This window comes from Bradyrhizobium sp. CCGB01 (assembly GCF_024199795.1).
Classification (GTDB): domain Bacteria; phylum Pseudomonadota; class Alphaproteobacteria; order Rhizobiales; family Xanthobacteraceae; genus Bradyrhizobium.
Genome location: NZ_JANADK010000001.1, coordinates 7,640,606 through 7,656,389, shown reverse-complemented (window position 1 = coordinate 7,656,389; position 15,784 = coordinate 7,640,606). Strand labels below are relative to the sequence as shown.

14 protein-coding genes are annotated in these 15,784 nt (G+C 65.3%); 6 read left to right on the top strand and 8 right to left on the bottom strand.

Going from position 1 to position 15,784, the window contains the following annotated elements; genetic code table 11:
* Positions 1-77: 77 nt before the first annotated feature.
* The 4 genes from NLM25_RS36065 to NLM25_RS36050 all read right to left on the bottom strand — a co-directional run bounded on the left by NLM25_RS36065 (position 78) and on the right by NLM25_RS36050 (position 4,865).
* Positions 78-1,403, bottom strand: coding sequence for an MFS transporter (locus tag NLM25_RS36065; RefSeq protein ID WP_254140055.1), 1,326 nt, complete (start codon positions 1,401-1,403; stop codon positions 78-80).
* Positions 1,404-1,516: 113 nt separating this feature from the next.
* Positions 1,517-2,365 (bottom strand): fumarylacetoacetate hydrolase family protein, encoded by an 849-nt coding sequence (locus NLM25_RS36060; protein ID WP_254140054.1) that lies wholly within the window; start codon positions 2,363-2,365, stop codon positions 1,517-1,519.
* The gene (locus NLM25_RS36055; RefSeq protein ID WP_254140053.1) at positions 2,362-3,966 is read right to left on the bottom strand and encodes a bifunctional 3-(3-hydroxy-phenyl)propionate/3-hydroxycinnamic acid hydroxylase; all 1,605 of its coding nucleotides are present in this window, start codon (positions 3,964-3,966) and stop codon (positions 2,362-2,364) included. Before NLM25_RS36055 ends, NLM25_RS36060 begins: the two co-directional genes overlap by 4 nt.
* A complete protein-coding gene (locus NLM25_RS36050) occupies positions 3,963-4,865 on the bottom strand; it encodes a VOC family protein (RefSeq protein ID WP_254140052.1) in 903 nt (300 codons plus the stop codon). The genes NLM25_RS36055 and NLM25_RS36050 overlap by 4 nt, the downstream gene beginning before the upstream one ends.
* Before the next feature lie 172 nt (positions 4,866-5,037).
* Between NLM25_RS36050 and NLM25_RS36045 the strand changes: the two genes are divergently transcribed.
* Both NLM25_RS36045 and NLM25_RS36040 read left to right on the top strand, forming a co-directional pair.
* Positions 5,038-5,736 carry a GntR family transcriptional regulator gene (locus NLM25_RS36045; RefSeq protein ID WP_254140051.1) on the top strand — a complete coding sequence of 233 codons (699 nt, stop codon included), beginning with the start codon at positions 5,038-5,040 and terminating at the stop codon, positions 5,734-5,736.
* A gap of 99 nt (positions 5,737-5,835) precedes the next feature.
* Complete coding sequence (locus tag NLM25_RS36040; RefSeq protein ID WP_254140050.1) at positions 5,836-6,084, top strand: GCG_CRPN prefix-to-repeats domain-containing protein; 249 nt, start codon at positions 5,836-5,838, stop codon at positions 6,082-6,084.
* Positions 6,085-6,097: 13 nt separating this feature from the next.
* Here the strand turns inward: NLM25_RS36040 and NLM25_RS36035 are convergent, their stop codons facing one another.
* Both NLM25_RS36035 and NLM25_RS36030 read right to left on the bottom strand, forming a co-directional pair.
* Positions 6,098-7,591, bottom strand: a complete 1,494-nt coding sequence (locus NLM25_RS36035) for an NAD(P)/FAD-dependent oxidoreductase (protein ID WP_254140049.1) — start codon at positions 7,589-7,591, stop codon at positions 6,098-6,100.
* 96 nt (positions 7,592-7,687) lie between these two features.
* On the bottom strand, positions 7,688-8,152 hold the full coding sequence (locus tag NLM25_RS36030) for a cupin domain-containing protein (RefSeq protein ID WP_254140048.1): 465 nt from the start codon (positions 8,150-8,152) through the stop codon (positions 7,688-7,690).
* Between the two features lie 188 nt (positions 8,153-8,340).
* Between NLM25_RS36030 and NLM25_RS36025 the strand changes: the two genes are divergently transcribed.
* Positions 8,341-9,363, top strand: a complete 1,023-nt coding sequence (locus NLM25_RS36025) for an AraC family transcriptional regulator (RefSeq protein WP_254140047.1) — start codon at positions 8,341-8,343, stop codon at positions 9,361-9,363.
* Between the two features lie 11 nt (positions 9,364-9,374).
* Here NLM25_RS36025 and NLM25_RS36020 read toward each other — a convergent pair whose 3' ends face one another.
* Entirely contained in the window at positions 9,375-11,228 is a 1,854-nt protein-coding gene (locus NLM25_RS36020) for an ATP-binding protein (RefSeq protein WP_254140046.1), read from the bottom strand.
* 133 nt (positions 11,229-11,361) lie between these two features.
* Positions 11,362-11,994: a cupin domain-containing protein gene (locus NLM25_RS36015; protein WP_254140045.1), complete on the bottom strand. Its 633-nt coding sequence runs from the start codon at positions 11,992-11,994 to the stop codon at positions 11,362-11,364.
* A gap of 217 nt (positions 11,995-12,211) precedes the next feature.
* Here NLM25_RS36015 and NLM25_RS36010 point away from each other — a divergent pair, with 217 nt between their 5' ends.
* The 3 genes from NLM25_RS36010 to NLM25_RS36000 are packed head-to-tail and all read left to right on the top strand — an operon-like array spanning position 12,212 to position 15,759.
* A complete protein-coding gene (locus NLM25_RS36010; protein WP_254140044.1) occupies positions 12,212-13,903 on the top strand; it encodes a peptide ABC transporter substrate-binding protein in 1,692 nt (563 codons plus the stop codon).
* Positions 13,904-13,930: 27 nt separating this feature from the next.
* On the top strand, positions 13,931-14,881 hold the full coding sequence (locus tag NLM25_RS36005) for an ABC transporter permease (protein ID WP_254140043.1): 951 nt from the start codon (positions 13,931-13,933) through the stop codon (positions 14,879-14,881).
* Positions 14,882-14,883: 2 nt separating this feature from the next.
* On the top strand, positions 14,884-15,759 hold the full coding sequence (locus tag NLM25_RS36000; RefSeq protein WP_254122593.1) for an ABC transporter permease: 876 nt from the start codon (positions 14,884-14,886) through the stop codon (positions 15,757-15,759).
* The last annotated feature ends 25 nt before the right edge of the window (positions 15,760-15,784 follow it).

Sequence of the window (15,784 nt, the reverse complement as noted above, 5' to 3'; positions counted from 1 at the left end):
GATTCGTCGCCAGGGGATCGTAAGCGCCAGACGCCGGGGCTGGCGAGATGCAAATTCCGGTCAGCCTTGTGTCGTGCCTACAATGTACGTTTCGCACTTTCCGGGGCGAGCAGGATGCCGATGAAGGCGCAGGCCGCGATCGCCTCGAAATAGAGGATCACGGGGGTGAAGCTGCCGCTCGATCCCATCAGGGCGGTGCCGACCAGGGGCGCGATGCCGCCGCCCAGGATGATGCCGAGCTGCTTGCCGAGGGAAGAGCCACTGACGCGGACTTCGGTCGGAAACAGCTCTGCCGTGAAGGCTGCTTCCGGCGCGAACATCAGCGCGTGGATGATTCCGATCGAGACGACGAGGCCCATGATCAGCAGCGTCGGATCCTTGGTCGCGACGAGCTGGAAGTAGATCGGGTACCAGGCCGCCGCCAGCAGGATGCCGAGTGCGATGAACGGGCGGCGACCGAAGCGGTCTGAATAGCTCGCGATCAGCGGCACCATGCACATCTCCAGCACATTGGCGATCATTGTGCCGAAGGTGACGCTGGACTGTGCCATGCCCAGCATCTTGACGGCATAACCGAGCACGAAGACCGTGCTCATGTACTGGAACGTGCTGTGTGCCATGTTGGCGAGACAGCCGAACAGCACCGATGTCTTCCACGACCGCGCCACCTCGAGCAGCGGTGCCTTCGGCCGCGCGGCCGAGGCCTGTACCGCCTTGAACAAGGTCGACTCATCGACCTGGAGGCGGATGTAGGTTCCGAGCGCCACCAGCACCAGGCTGAGCACGAAGGGCACGCGCCAGACCCATTGCGCGAAATCCTGCGGGGTCGAGACGAAGCCGAGCAGCGCGATGAAGCCGGACGCCAGGATCACGCCGATCGGACCCGACGCGTTGACGAAAGAGGCGAAGAAGCCGCGCCTTGCCGAAGGTGCATTCTCCAGCGTCAGCGACACCGCGTTCATGTACTCGCCGCCGAAGGCAAAGCCCTGCACGAAGCGCAAGGCGACCAGTGCGATCGGCGCCAGAAGCCCGATCGAATCATAGCTTGGCAGGCAGCCGATCAGGAAACTTGCGACGCCCATCAGCACGAAGGTGATCGTCAGCATCGCCTTGCGGCCGAGCTGGTCGCCGTAATGGCCGAACACCATGCCGCCGAGCGGGCGGGCGACGAAGCCGACGGCGAACGTCGCATAGACCGCCAGCATGCTCGCGGTCGAATCCATCTTGGGAAAGAAGAAGCGATCGAACACGACGGGCGCGGTGAAGGCGTAGATGAAGAAATCATAGTGTTCGATCACCGATCCGAGCGAGGATGCGACCACGAGCTTGCGGAAAGCCGGCGTGATCGGCGCCGCTTCGGCGTGGCCAGTCGTTCCGGTGATGACCTCTGCGGTGTTGCTCATGCGTTTCCCCTCTGCTTTTGCTTTTTGTCGTTCCAATCAGGTGCGACGGCCCGGCGGCTCGACGAGGCACGCCTCGCCGCCGCCGGAGTCCAAGGACGTGTCGAGCGGATCGGTCACGGCGTCTCGTCGACGACGGGATTGCGCAGGATGGCGAGCTTCTCGACCTCGACTTCGACGATGTCGCCGGGCTTCATCCACAGCGGCGGTGTGCGCTTGGCGCCGACGCCGCCGGGCGTACCGCTGACGATGACGTCACCGGGCTCGAGCCGGGTGAAGGTCGAGCAATATTCGATCTGGCGCGGAATATCGAAGATCATGTGCTTGATCTGCGCTTCCTGCACGATCTGCCCGTTGAGGCGGGTGGTGAGCTTGAGCTCGGCGAGCTCGCCGAGCTCGTCCGGCGTCATCATCCACGGGCCGAATGCGCCGGTATCAGGGAAATTCTTGCCGGGCGTGAACTGGTGGGTATGGCGCTGGAAATCGCGGATGCTGCCGTCGTTGTAGCAGGCATAGCCGGCGACATGGCCCATCGCCTCGCTGCGCGAGATGTAGCGGCCGCCCTTGCCGATGATGACCGCGAGTTCGCCCTCGAAGTCGAGGTCGGTCGAGACGCGCGGACGGATGATGGGCTTCAGATGTCCGGTCTGACTGTTGGAATAGCGCGAGAAGATGGTGGGGTGTTCGACCTCGGGGCGGCCGGTCTCCTTCCGGTGCGTCTCGTAGTTCAGGCCGACGCACAGGATCTTGTCCGGGTTCGGAACGACCGGCAGCCAGGTGAGCCCGGCGAGCGGCGTGGCGGCCGCCTTTGACTTCGCATCCGCGACGCCTGCGAGCGCGCCGGCGATGGCGGCCCTGAGATCGGCGTAGCGGGAGGCGAGCACGGCGCCGACATCGAGGAAACTGTCGCCATCGACGATGCCCCAGGTGGTCCGTCCGTCGATCTTAACGGTCGCGAGTCTCATGCTGTCTTCTCCATTTTCAAATCCGGATTGTGATGGCCGTGCAGGCGCGAACTGGTCTCGCGCAGGAGACTGCCGAGCTCGGCCGCGTTGCGCGCCGTTCCAAACAAGTAGTGATCAGGCCGCACGATCGCGGCGACGACGCCATGGCGGTCGAACCAGCCGGCCAGAACGCCGTCGATTTCCTCCAGCGCGCCGGGCTGGCCGGCACCCGCCGGCGCGATCGTCGCTGCGGACAATTCGGGATGCGCGGCGCAGAGCGTGGCGAGTGCGGATGTATCGCGGCGGCCGTCGATGAAGACGCGCAGGCCGGCTCCGGTCACCTGGTCGAGCAGGCGCGCTTCGCGCCCGCTCGCGATCCGTGGCTGCGGAAACAGCGTGCCGCGCGCCGAGCCGTCCTGCTCCGACAGAAAGCCTGCGCGCAGCGGCGGGATGATCTCCTGCCGCGTCAGCGCGAGCGGCTTGCCGCCGCCTTCCGCCAGAATCCGCGCGTCGCGCTGCCGCGCTGCCGCCGGATCGCGCTCGCAGATCGACTGGCCGATTGTCTTGATCTTGCCGGTCAGCTCGATGACGTGCTGCTTGCGTTCCGCCGTGTAGCTGTCGAGCAGCGTGTCGGGCGAAGTGCCCTTGAGCACGCGATCGAGCTTCCAGGCGAGATTCGTCGCATCGCGCAGGCCCTGGCACATGCCCTGGCCGATGAAGGGCGGCTGCTGATGTGCGGCATCGCCGGCAATGATGATGCGCCCCTTGCGCCAGTTGGCGGCGACGAGCGCGTGGAAGCGATAGGACGCCGCTCGCCACAGCTCGCCGTCCTCCGGCGTGAGCCAGGGCGACAGCAGCGACCAGACATTCTCCGGCCGCTCCATCTGCCGCGGGTCCTCGCCCGGCAGCAGCATGATCTCCCAGCGCCGATGGTTCTCCGGGCCGATCAGGAAGCTGACGGGGCGCGCCGGATTGCAGAACTGCGCGGAGTTTTGCGGCAGCTTTGCGAGCGCGGCATGATCGACCCGCACGTCGACCACGAGCCAGGGCTCGTCGAAGATCAGGTCTTCCAGCGCAATCCCGGCCATCTGGCGCACGGCGCTCGTGGCGCCATCGCAGCCGAGAACGTAGCGCGTCGTCACCGTCCGCAATCGTCCGCCAGCGTCCTTCAGCGTTGCCTCGACGCAGTCGGAGCGCTGCTCGAGATTGACCAGCTCGACGCCGAGCTCGGCCTGCACGCAAGAAAATCCCGTGGCGTGACGGCGCAGCTCCGCCTCGACCGGCGGCTGGCTGAACACCATGCTCGGCGTGTAGCCGAGCGGGTACGGCTTGGCGACCATGTCGATGCGACGGATCAGCTGGCCGTCGACGCCAAAATGCTCGGAGGCGGTGAACGGCTCGACATAGGGTGCGATCGCCTCCGCGACCCCCATATTGTCGAAGTGACGGAAGATCTCGTGGTCGAGCGCGATCGCGCGTGGCTTGTCGTAGATGACGGTGAGGCGATCGATGACGAGCGTGCGATGGCCGAGACGGCCGAGCAGGCCGGTGGCGACTGCGCCGGTCGGTCCGAAGCCGACGACGAGCACGTCGTAGTCCGTGGTGGCCGGGGACGTCGTCATGCGCGGCGACCTCGGTCGAACAGCACGGAGAGTTGCGCCGTCTTGCAGGCCTCGCTCTTGGGCGGCGCGATGCCCCACTGGTCGGTGCGTCCCGGCGGCCAGACCCATTCCGCCGGTCCTTTCGCGCGGTAGCTGTCGTCGACCTGGAGGACCTCGGCCGTATATTCGATGACGATTCCGGTCGGATCGACGAAATAGGCGAACACGTTGTCGCCGGGCCCGTGCCGGCCGACGCCCCAGCCGATCGGAAAGCCGTGATCGACCATGCGGCCGGAGCCGCGCATGACAGATTCCAGGTCCGGCATCAGGAAGGCGATGTGATTGAGTCCGTTGACCGGCGCTTCCGCGAGTACGACGGCATGGTGATCGCTGTTGCAGCACAGGAACGCCATCAGCTTCGAGCGGTCGGTGAGGCGAAAGCCGAGCACCTGCTGGTAGAACGTCGAGAGCTTTTCGATGTCGGCGCTGTTGATGTTGACGTGGGCGAGCCGCTCGGGACGGTCAGCCACGATGCGCGCCGCCTTGGTGCGATCGCCATGGACGAACTCCATGCAGCAGCCCTGCGGTTCACGGACGACGAAGTGTTCGCCGCCTGACGGCGCGCGCGACGGGCCGGGCGGCGTGATGATTTCGCAGGCGGCCTCGCGTGCGCGCGCAAACAGACGGTCGAGATCGTCGCGCGAGCGGACGCGAAAGGTGACCTTGCGGAGCGCGGCCCGCTCGGCTTGCGTGAGCTCGATGACGTGGAAGTCCGCTCCCGTCGCGGCGAGATAGACCGTGCCCTCGGCTTGTGCAGCGACATCGAGGCCCCAGACCTTCGCGTAGAAATCGGCCGAGGCGCCGAGGTGCGGCGTCGTGATCTCGACGCTGCGCAACGCGATCACCGGAAAATCGGACATCGGGCTTCCTCGCCGAAGGCAGGTGGCGCGCCCGAATTGCCGCGGATCGCCACAGAGCCGGTTGTTGTTGGCGAACGATTAATATATATAAAGCTCTCCGTAAAGATAGAATTTATAAATTAAAGGCGTTCGCGGCCTGATGTACAAACTTCGGTGAATCAGTGGGACGGCCATGAACTCTGACCTGTCGAGCCCGAAGTCCGACGCGCCGGCGACGCTGGCGACGAGCATCTACGCCCGCCTCAAGACCGACATCCTGACCACGCGGCTGGCGCCCGGCCGCAAGCTTCAGTCGCGCTTCCTGATGGAGCATTACAATGTCGGGCAGACCCCGCTGCGCGAGGCGCTCAACCGTCTGACCACGGAGGAGTTCGTGGTCGGCATGGAGCAGCGCGGCTTCTACGTGAAGCCGGTGAGCAAGGACGAGCTTCAGGAATTGACCAAGACGCGTTGCTGGGTCGAAGGGCTGGCCTTGCGCGAATCCATGCAGAACGCGACCCAAGGCTGGGAAGAGCAGCTTCTGGTGACGCATCACCGCCTCGACCGTACGCCGCGTTCACTTGATCCGGAAAAATTCGCGGACAATCCCGATTGGGAGAAGGCGCATCGCGCCTTCCACGCGACGCTGATCGGCCTGTGCGGCTCGCGCCCGCTGCTCGGCTTCTGCGAGCAGCTCGCCGATCGGCTCTACCGCTACCGCATGATGTCGATCGCCAAGGCCTATCCGGTCCGCAAGATCGGGACCGAGCACGCCCAGATTCTCCAGGCCGTGCTCGACCGGAAAACGGACGAAGCCGTGGCGCTGCTTCAGCAGCATTATCAGCGCACGGCTGACGTCATCTATTCCGATCTGGAGACGGTGCTGGATTGATACGCGTCGCCGTCTAAAGGCATGGCCAAGAAATTGGCGCATTGGAGGGGCCGAATGGCGCCGACCATATTGTGGTCGGCTCAAGCGCGGGAATGACCGATGACCAGGAATATCCTGTCGATACTGGTATTCGCGGCCCTGTTGTGTGTCACAAGCGTCAGTGCCGAGGCCGCGCAGGGCTGCGGCCGCGACGCCTATCGTGGCGCGGACGGCCGTTGCTACCTCAGGGGAGGCGCGGTCGTGGCAGAGCCCGGCGGTGCGATCATCGTTGCACCGTCGATGGGGGCCGGCCCGGGCCTTGTTGGGACCCGGGGCGGAGATGCTGCAGGACGGACCAAGCCCGACTGACCGCGCCTCGCGCTTACGCCGTGGCCCGGTACTCCGGCGCCGAGGCCAGGAATTTCGCATAGGCATCCGCATCCGGCGGCTGGAAGTGTCCGGCAAGCCCGCCGCGCTTCTGGTTCTTCGCGCCGATGTCGGCCATCAGCTCGTCGAAATGGCGGTAGTGATAGGGCGCGACGCAGAGGCCGCCATAGACGCCCGCGGCCGGCCGTTCGACGCGCTTGAAGTGCAGCATCATCTCGATGTTGTCGCGCATCGCTTGCGCCGTCGGCTGGTTCGCGAGCTGGACGTCGGCATACCGCACCAGCCAGTTGGCGGCGAGATCGGCACAGAGCACGGTGCAAAACGACGAGTTGAAGCCGACGAAGCCCATCTCAGGCAGGTCGGGATTTGCGATCAGGCGATAGAGCCGGTACTGCCCGTCCGTATCGACCAGCTTGGCCTGATAGGCCTCCGGCAGGAACGGCACGCCGAGCTTGTAGCCGATCGCGAGCACCGCGACGTCGGCACCAACGCGCTCGCCGCCGCTCATCACGATGCTGTCGCCTTCATAGTGATCGAAGCTGCCGAACACCGCCTTGATGCGGCCGTCGGCGACCATCGGATAGAAGCCCGGCGTTGCGATCGGCACCGAGCAGTTGACGCCGTCCTCGATCCGCTCCTTCGGCACCATCTTGCACCGGTTGAGCTTGAGCTGCGCCTTCAACAGGCTCTCAAGTCCGCGCCAGTTCGCCCAGATGAGAGGCGCGGTGAGACGAAGCGCGAGCCGCGCCATGGAGCTCGCGCCCCAGCCCGGAAACATCTCCTCCTGCGCGCGGATGTAGAGGATGCGCTTGAAGTTCACGAGCCCGCCGATGAAGTAGGGAATGCGCCAGACCGGCTCGCGCATCACGATGGTGACCTCGCGCGCGCCTGATTTCACCGCGTTCACCGCGATGTCGGTCGCGGACTTCGATCCGCCGAGCACGACGACGCGGCGCCCTTTCGCCAACGCCGGATCGCAATATTTTGACGAATGCAGGATTTGCCCGCCCTGCGCCAGGAAGCCATCCTCGCCCGGGCAATGCAGCTCCCGCGGCTCGTTGAACTGCCCGGTGCAGACCGCGACGAAATCGAAATCCTCGTTCGTGGTCGCGCCGGCCTTGTTCGACAAGGCGAGCGTCCAGCCTGGTTTGCCGTCGGCGCGCCGTGCCATGCCGGCGACGGCGGTGTCGAGGCGCAGCATGCGGTCGAGGCCAAAACTCTTCGCGTAGTCGGCGAGATAGGCATGGACCTGCGGCCCGGTCGGCCATTCCGGATAGGCCTCCGGCATGGCGCGGTCGGTGTAGCGGTAGAGCTCCTTCGGACTTTGCGTCTGCACCTCGGGATAGGAGCGCGCCGGCTCCCAGACGCCGCCGAGGTCGGCACTGCGCTCGACGACGGTGACGCGGTGGCCGCGGCTGGCGAACGCCTTGGCGGCGGCGAGGCCGGAGACGCCGGCGCCGATCACGCAGACATGCTTGGGGCTGACCATGGAATGCTCGCAATGTTTGGGCGCAAGCGGCCACGTTCGGCCGCGATGCACGGCCGGCGGACCTGCAAGCAGATGAAAATGGACGTGAGGCTTCGCCTATTCGTTGGCCTCGGGCGGCAGGAAGTCGACCTCGTGCAGCGCCGAGATGCGCACGACCTCCGCAGGGTCAGTCAGATTGTGGAGCTGGTTGAACAGCGCCTCCAGCTTCTGCATCGGCGAGACCCAGAACAGCGCGCGGCAGGGCTTGTCGGATTTGTTGAAATAGCCATGCGGGATGCCGCGCGGCATGCGCACGAGATCACCGGCATGAGCCTTGACCCATTGGCCGTCGAGCTTGAGGTCGAGCGTGCCTTCCTGGACCAGGATGAATTCGTCCTGGGTCGGATGGATGTGCACCGGCACGAACTGGCCGGGCTCGCTGTTGGTCTCGAACGCGAAGGTGGAGTCGGTGACGGCTTTCGGGAAATAGACCTGGCCAAGGATGTTCCAGCTCTTGCCGCCGTAGCCCGTGCCGTTTGCGGTAATGCCCTTTTCGAGTGCAGTCTTTTCGAGTGCTGTCATGGCTCGCCTCCTCATGGATACCGGCAGGGATGGAGCTTCGGCCTGCTATGGGCGGCTTGTCTATCCGCTAAACGAATCCGGATGCGGCTGTTGCCGTGCAACACGACGTTTTTGCGGCGCGGCTCTTTTCGCGTCCGGCGAACTATTATAGGCTTAAAGCAACTCCGTGACGCGAAGCGTGGTCGACGATGTCCGCAGCCGAGCTGGAAATGAGCATGCGGTCCGAAGCCGAAAGGCTTGCGGACTTCGCTCGCGTGACCACGGACGATGTCGACGAAGCGGCCGAGCAGATCGGACGCATCTTCTGTCCGCATGATCTCAAGCCGGTACGGCCGCGTGCGCCCGGCTTCTCCGCCCGGCACAATTGCGCGGCTTTCGACGGCTTCTCCATCAGCTATGTCGCCTATGGCGGGTCGGTGAGCATCGATCCCGGCTGCCTCGAGCGCTTCTTCCTGGTGCAGGTCCCGCTCACCGGCACCGCCCGCATTCGTGCCGGCGTCAGCGATGTCGATGCCGCGCCGGGCCGGACGGCGTCGCTGCTGTCGCCGACTATCCCGACCCGGATGACGTGGAGCGACTGCGCGCAAGCGATCCTGCTGCTCGACCGTCGCATGGTCGAGCAACGCGCGGCGGCGCTGTCGGGCAGGGCGGCCGGCCCGGTCGAGTTTGATGCCGCGATCGACCTGGACGCGCCGGCAGGGCAGGCGTTGCGGACCAGCCTTGCCGAGCTGATGCGGCTTGCCGAACGTCTCGGCCGGTCCGGCAGGCTTTCACCGGTCGCGATGGCCGATTGGCGCGAGGTGCTGCTCGATCATCTCCTCAATGGCCAGCGGCATGGCCTGTCGGATGCCATGAGGACGTTCTCAGGGCAAGCCGAGCGGCTGCCGCGTGCGCTCCGCGCCGCGCGGGACCATCTTGCCGACAATGCCGGCGAGCCGCTCGACCTCGCGCAGCTCGCCTGCGCCTCCGGCATCGGCGTCCGCGCGCTCCAGCTCGGCTTTCGCCGTCACTTCGGCCTGTCGATCTCGGAGATGCTGCTCGACATGCGCCTCGCCGGTCTGCACGCCCGCCTTGCGCAGGCCGCGCCCGATGCCTCCATCACCGGGATCGCGTTCGATCTCGGCTTCACCCATCTCGGCCGCATGGCCGGCGCCTACCGCCAGAAGTTCGGCGAGACGCCGTCGGCAACGCTGCGGCGACGGATGAGCTAGGCGGAAGGCATCTATTTCCGCGATCGCGTTGTGGCGTCGTCGGATGCCTGCCTGCGCAAGAAGCCCTCGACTTCGGCCTGCACCGAGTAGGGCGTCGGGATCGGATCGCCGGCGTCGTCGACGGCCGTGTCGAGGGAGCGGCGCAGCATGCGCGCGAGCTCGGCCTTGCGGTAGGGTTTCGTCAGAAGCGGCGCGCCCATGGTGGCGTGTCCCGGCCCATGCGGGGCGTCGTGGGCATAGCCCGACGTGAACAGCACCCGCAGCGAGGGCCGGGCGGCCACCATCTGATCGGCGAGCTCCCGTCCATTCAAGGCGCCGGCCATCACGATGTCGGTAAAGAGCAGATCGAACGGCGTGCCCCGGGCCGCGATGGCGAGCGCGTCGGCCGCGTTGGCGGCCGGGATGACCTTGTAGCCGAGACTTTCGAGCTGGACGGTGACGAACTGACGGACGTCGCGGTCGTCCTCAACGCAGAGGATGGTCTCCGTTCCGCCCACGATCTTGCGTTCGTCGTAGCCGGCCGGGCGAAGCGTGCTGGTCTCGGCCTTCGGCAAATAGATCGTGAAGGTCGTGCCGCCGCCTTCGGCGGAATCGACCTTGATGCCGCCACCGGACTGCTTGACGAAACCGAACACCATGCTGAGTCCGAGCCCGGTGCCCTTGCCGACCTCCTTGGTCGAGAAGAAGGGATCGAAGATCCGCTCCAGAAACGCCTGCGGAATGCCGGTGCCGCTGTCGGCGATCTCGATCTCGACATAGTGGCCGGCATAGCCGGCGCCGACGGCGACGGCCTCGCGCACGCCGAACACCACGTTGCGTGTCGTCAGCATCAGCTTGCCGCCGTCCAGCATCGCGTCGCGGGCGTTGATCGCGAGGTTGAGCAGCGCCGAGCTCAGCTGGCCGCGGTCGGCGAAAGCCAGCCAGACGTTGCGGTCGAGCCTGGTCACGATCTCGATCTTCTTGTCGAAGGTCGCCAGCAGCAGCTTTGTCAGCTCTTCGAGCAGTTCGTTGACGTCGATCTCGGCCGGCTGGAGCGCCTGCTTGCGGGCAAAGGACAACAGGCTCGATGTCAGCGCGGCGCCGCGATCGGCCGCTTCGCTGATCAGCTTGGTGATGGTCGCAAGCGGCGGGTTGTCCTTGACGGCGTCGGCGAGGATCTCGATCGTGCCCGTGATCACGGTGAGCATGTTGTTGAATTCGTGCGCGATGCCGCCGGTGAGCTGGCCGACCGCTTCCATCTTCTGAGCCTGGATCAACTGCTCCTCGGCGGCGCGTTTCTGGGTGACGTCCTTGACGAAATTATTGATGACGGTGCGTCCGCCGAGCCGGAGCGTGGAGCTCGACGCCTCGATCAGAATCTCCTCGCCGTTCCGGTGCAGCAGGGTCGCTTCGAACCGGATGCCGATCGGGGTATTCGACAGTTCCGGCAGGAGCCGCATCATGCGTTGCCTGAAGCCGTCGCGGAGCGGCTCGGCGATGAGCAGGTCGACGACGTCGGTGCCGAGCGCCTCCTTGCGCGTCCATCCGGTCAGGGCCTCGGCCTGAACACTCCACTCCAGGACGACACCTCTTTCGTCCGTCTGAACGAAGGCGTCGAGCGCGGTCTTGATGATGGCTTGCGTGACTTGTGCGCTCGCCTGCACCTGCTCTGCGAGTTGCGCAGCGATGCGCTTGTCCTGTGACGCCTCGATTGCGCGTGTGCAGTGCCGCGCAAGCAGCACCGCGACGGCGGCGCTAGCGACGAGGGCGACGATCTGGGCAAGGCCGAACCCGGCTCCGGTCACGGCATAGGAGGCGAGGAGCGCCGCGGCGGTCACGACGACCTGCGCGGTCATCGCGAGTGTCAGAAGCGGCCTGAGTTTCATGGTCTCACACCGACGACGTCAGTCGCGGCCCCTCGCGCCCGCCCTGTCAATGAGTCCGGCTCCACGTGAGCTACAGACTCCGTGCGCCGCCGTCGAGAGGCAATTTCCGGTGGCATCCGGGCGGCGGGCGTTTTCAACCTGCCGGCGATTCGGTCTGCCGCAGCGTCGTGACCCAGATCACGCGGGCGGCCTGCTGGGTCGGATTGTCGAACATGTGCGGCACGACGCTCGGAAAACGAAAACTGTCGCCGGCTTCCAGCAAGTGAGCCTGGTTGTCGAGCCACAGCCGCAGGCTGCCGGACAGGATGTAGCCGGCCTTCTCGCCGGTGTGCTGCAAAAAATCGGTGCCGGACGAGGCGCCGGGATTGAGCGTGAGCTCATAGAGTTCGAGCTGGCCTTGGTCGGCCGGCGTCAGCGCTTCCTTGACGACGCCGCTGGCGGTGAGCCGCAGCAGGCGCCGGCTGTTTTTGCGCACGATGTAGCGCTGCACATCGGCGGGATCGCTGGTCTCGAAGAAGTAGGAGATGGGAACGTCGAGCGCGATGCTGAGCAGGCGCAGCGTGCGGATCGACGGCATGGCGCGCGCGCGTTCGAGCTGGCTGATCATGCCGTTGGAGAGGCCGGTCTTGTTGGCGACGTCCTGGATCGACAGCCCGGCGCGCTGACGCAGCAGCCGCACGGTTTCGCCGAGCCGCTGGTCGACCGCATCGTCGGCCTCGATCGCCGGGGCGTCCTTCGGACCGTTTGTCTCGCCGCGACCATCCATGTCGCTCTCCCATGCATCATCTCAGCCCCGGACCACGTGGTCCGAGGCTTCAGTCGGAGTGAAAAGGTCGCGCATCCTAGCAATGTGATTGACAGCTGTATTTAGTCATGATGAAATTTTGGTTGAAAAATTTAGAAGCACTAAAGCCCACTCCTGTCCCTTTGCCGGGGTCTCGGGGCGCGGGAGACGGTGCCGCGTGCGGGAACGGAGACTGGTTATGGCAGACAGCACCGGCAAGTTCGGCGTTGGCGGACTGCATCATTTCGGCATTCCAAATCGCCGACAGTTCTTCCAGCTCGGCGCGGGCGCCGCGGCGGGATGGACGCTTTCAGGCAACGCCTTCGCGCAGACCGAGCGCCCGGGCAATCCGCCGGACAAGCCGCGCGGGCAGGTGATCGCCGCGCTGTCGCAGGAGCCGACCGTCTTCCATCCCCTGATGCCGGGCATCGAGGTCGATCAGGGCATCTGGTGGCAGGTGTTCTCGCCGCTCTGGTTCATCGAGCCCGACGGCAAATTCGTCCCCGACCTCGCGCGCGAAGTGCCGACCGTCGAGAATGGTGGCTTGTCGGCCGACGGCCTGACCTGGAAGATCAAGCTGCGCAGCGACGTGAAGTGGCACGACGGCACGCCGTTCACGGCCGAGGACGTGAAGTTCTCGCTGGAGCTGATCAACAACCCCGATTTCCGCGTCCGCAACCGCGTCGGCCACAACCTGGTCAAGGACATCAAGGTCGTCGCGCCCGACGAGATCCACTGGCGGATGGAGGCTCCCTATTCGCCTTACATGTCGATCCTGTCGCTTACCTTCATCGTGCCCAAGCACATCCTGGAGAAGCTGACGGATCCGAACGCCTCGCCGTTCCACAATGCGCCGGTCGGCACCGGGCCGTTCCGCTGGGGCGAGCGCGTGCCCGGCGACCACATTCAATTGAATGCCCACACCGGCTATCACGGCAAAGGACCTTACGTCGAACGCGTGGTCTTTAAATACATTCCTGATCTCACCGTGCTCTACACCCAGTTCCGCACGGGGCAGGTCGACTACACCGGCCTGCAGGGCATTTTGCCGAACTTCGTGCAGGAGGCGAAGACGCTGAAGGGCCGCAAGATCTTCGTCTCGGCGACGTCCTCGGTGGAGCACGTTGCGCCCAATCTCGAATTCGGTCCCTTCGCGGACCGCGCGGTGCGCGAGGCACTTTATCTCGCCATCAACAAGCAGGCGATCATCGATGCGCTGAACTACGGCCTGCCCACACAGACCGAGAGCTTCGTGCCGCAGCAGGCATGGTCGTTCCAGCAGGGCCTGCCGCAGCATAAATACGATCCGGCCAAGGCCAACGCGCTGCTTGATGCCGCAGGCTGGGTTCGCGGCTCCGGCGGCATCCGCGAGAAGGGCGGCGTGAAGCTCGAATTCACCAATTCGACCACGTCGGGCAACGCCGTGCGCGAACAGACCCAGCAGCTCCTGATCCAGGACTGGCGCGCGATCGGTGCGGCGATGCGCGTGAACAACATGCCGGCCGCGGTGATCTGGGGCGATTTCTGGCAGCAGTCGAAGTTCAATTCGGTGCTGGTGTCCGTGAACTTCATGCTCGGCAGCGATCCCGACGTCACCCCGCGCTTCGGCTCCGGCGCGATCCCCGCCAAGGGCGGCCGCGGCTACAACACTTATCAGTACAAGAGCCCCGAGGCCGATCGCCTGCTTGCAGAAGGCGCGAAGCAATTCGATCTCGCCCAGCGCAAGACCACCTATGGTGATCTGCAAAAGCTGATCCGCAACGATCTCGCCATCCTGCCGCTGTTCCAGGGCTTTATCGCCGAGGGCGTGAAGGAAGGGCTGCAAGGCTTCCGCCCCAACATCAACACCTCCATCAACTGCTGGAACATTCGCGAATGGTATTGGGCCTGATGCCTCAGGCTCGCTGGATCGCCTGAGATGGCCCGTTACGTCGTCAACCGCCTGGCTCAGGCGATCATGCTGCTGGTGATCGTTTCCGCGATCGGGTTCGCCATCCTGCATCTGGCACCCGGCGGTCCGCTCTCGCAATTCGCGGCGTCCGCGCAGATGACGCAGGAGGATCTCGACCGCGTCACGAAACAGCTCGGCCTCGATCGTCCGCTGCCGATCCAGTATCTCGACTGGTTCGGGCGCATGTTGAAAGGTGACTGGGGCAAGTCCTATCGCGACGGCGAGGCGGTGCTGTCGGTGATCTCCTCGCATCTCGGCGCGACGCTGGAGCTGATGGCGACGGCGACCATCATCGCGGTGCTACTCGGCTGCTGGATCGGCGTGCTCGGCGCGCTGCGCCGTTATTCGCTGTTCGATTCGCTCGCCACCGTCGGCGCCATGATCGCGCTGTCGATCCCGACCTTCTGGTTCGGCCTCGTCACGATCTACGTGTTCTCCGTAAAACTCGGCTGGCTGCCGGCCGGCAACCGCCAGACCGTCGGCGACGGCTCCTTCCTCGACCTCTTGCATCATCTGATCGCGCCGGCGCTGGTGCTGGCGCTGGTCGAGACCGCGATGTGGGGCCGCTTCATGCGCTCCTCCATGCTCGAAGTGATCAACCAGGACTACATCCGTACCGCGCGGGCCAAGGGCATGCCGGAGTGGCGCATCCTCACGGTGCACGCGCTGCGTAACGCGCTGCTGCCGATGATCACGGTCGCGGGCCTGCAGTTTCCGACGCTTCTCGGCGGTGCGCTGGTTGCCGAGACCGTGTTCACCTGGCCGGGCATGGGCCGACTGTTTCTCGATTCCATCGGTTATCGCGACTATCCCGTGGTGATGGGCATCCTGATGTTCTCGGCGACCATGGTTCTGATCGGCTCGCTGCTCGCCGACATCCTCTATGCCGTCGTCGATCCGCGCATCCGGGTGGGCTAGGGATGACGACTGCAACCTTGTCCACCGTTCAGCTCGCGCCCGGTCAGGCCGCCTGGCGGCGCTTCCGCCGGCATCGGCTCGCGCTCGCGGGCGCCGTGATCATCCTGGTGCTCGTCCTCGGCTCGGCGTTCGGTCCTTATCTGCTGCCGTTCGATGACACCTATATCGACATCATGAAGCGGTTCGCGCCGCCGCTGTCGGGCGCGCACATTCTCGGCACCGACGAACTCGGCCGCGACGTGCTGGCGCGGCTGATGATGGGTGGTCGGGTCTCGCTCTCGATCGGCATCGTCGCGATGGTGATCGCGATGGCGGTCGGCATCGCCGTCGGCGCTTTCGCCGGCTTCTATGGCGGTGTGGTCGGCGCGGTCCTGATGCGGCTGGTCGACGCCGTGCTGTGCTTCCCGACGATCTTCCTGCTGCTCGCGCTGGCGGCGCTCACCGAGCCCGGCCTGATCACAACGACAGTGCTGATCGCGGCGACCGCGTGGATGGCTGTTGCCCGCGTCGTCGAGGCCCAGGTCCGATCGCTGCGCGAACGTGAGTTTGCGGTCGCCGCACTTGCGTTCGGCTCGTCGAACCTGCGGATCATGTTCCGCGAGCTCGTGCCCAATGCGATCGCGCCGATCGTGGTCGCGGCAACGCTGAACGTCGCCAAGGCGATTTTGCTCGAATCCTATGTCAGCTATCTCGGGTACGGCATCCAGCCGCCGGCCGCGAGCTGGGGCAACATGCTCAACAATGCGCAGATCTATCTCACCAGCGCGCCGTGGCTCGCGATCGCGCCGGGCCTCGCCATCACGCTCGCGGTGACGAGCTTCAACTTCCTCGGTGACGGACTGCGCGACGCGCTCGATCCGCGGATGAACATCCCATGACGAGCAAGAACTCGATCGAACTGAA

What these genes read in the sequence shown, in the direction of transcription:
- NLM25_RS36065 (WP_254140055.1), bottom strand. Translation starts at nt 1,403, where the DNA reads ATGAGCAACACCGCAGAGGTCATCACCGGAACGACTGGCCACGCCGAA.
- NLM25_RS36060 (WP_254140054.1), bottom strand. Translation starts at nt 2,365, where the DNA reads ATGAGACTCGCGACCGTTAAGATCGACGGACGGACCACCTGGGGCATC.
- NLM25_RS36055 (WP_254140053.1), bottom strand. Translation starts at nt 3,966, where the DNA reads ATGACGACGTCCCCGGCCACCACGGACTACGACGTGCTCGTCGTCGGC.
- NLM25_RS36050 (WP_254140052.1), bottom strand. Translation starts at nt 4,865, where the DNA reads ATGTCCGATTTTCCGGTGATCGCGTTGCGCAGCGTCGAGATCACGACG.
- NLM25_RS36045 (WP_254140051.1), top strand. Translation starts at nt 5,038, where the DNA reads ATGAACTCTGACCTGTCGAGCCCGAAGTCCGACGCGCCGGCGACGCTG.
- NLM25_RS36040 (WP_254140050.1), top strand. Translation starts at nt 5,836, where the DNA reads ATGACCAGGAATATCCTGTCGATACTGGTATTCGCGGCCCTGTTGTGT.
- NLM25_RS36035 (WP_254140049.1), bottom strand. Translation starts at nt 7,591, where the DNA reads ATGGTCAGCCCCAAGCATGTCTGCGTGATCGGCGCCGGCGTCTCCGGC.
- NLM25_RS36030 (WP_254140048.1), bottom strand. Translation starts at nt 8,152, where the DNA reads ATGACAGCACTCGAAAAGACTGCACTCGAAAAGGGCATTACCGCAAAC.
- NLM25_RS36025 (WP_254140047.1), top strand. Translation starts at nt 8,341, where the DNA reads ATGTCCGCAGCCGAGCTGGAAATGAGCATGCGGTCCGAAGCCGAAAGG.
- NLM25_RS36020 (WP_254140046.1), bottom strand. Translation starts at nt 11,228, where the DNA reads ATGAAACTCAGGCCGCTTCTGACACTCGCGATGACCGCGCAGGTCGTC.
- NLM25_RS36015 (WP_254140045.1), bottom strand. Translation starts at nt 11,994, where the DNA reads ATGGATGGTCGCGGCGAGACAAACGGTCCGAAGGACGCCCCGGCGATC.
- NLM25_RS36010 (WP_254140044.1), top strand. Translation starts at nt 12,212, where the DNA reads ATGGCAGACAGCACCGGCAAGTTCGGCGTTGGCGGACTGCATCATTTC.
- NLM25_RS36005 (WP_254140043.1), top strand. Translation starts at nt 13,931, where the DNA reads ATGGCCCGTTACGTCGTCAACCGCCTGGCTCAGGCGATCATGCTGCTG.
- NLM25_RS36000 (WP_254122593.1), top strand. Translation starts at nt 14,884, where the DNA reads ATGACGACTGCAACCTTGTCCACCGTTCAGCTCGCGCCCGGTCAGGCC.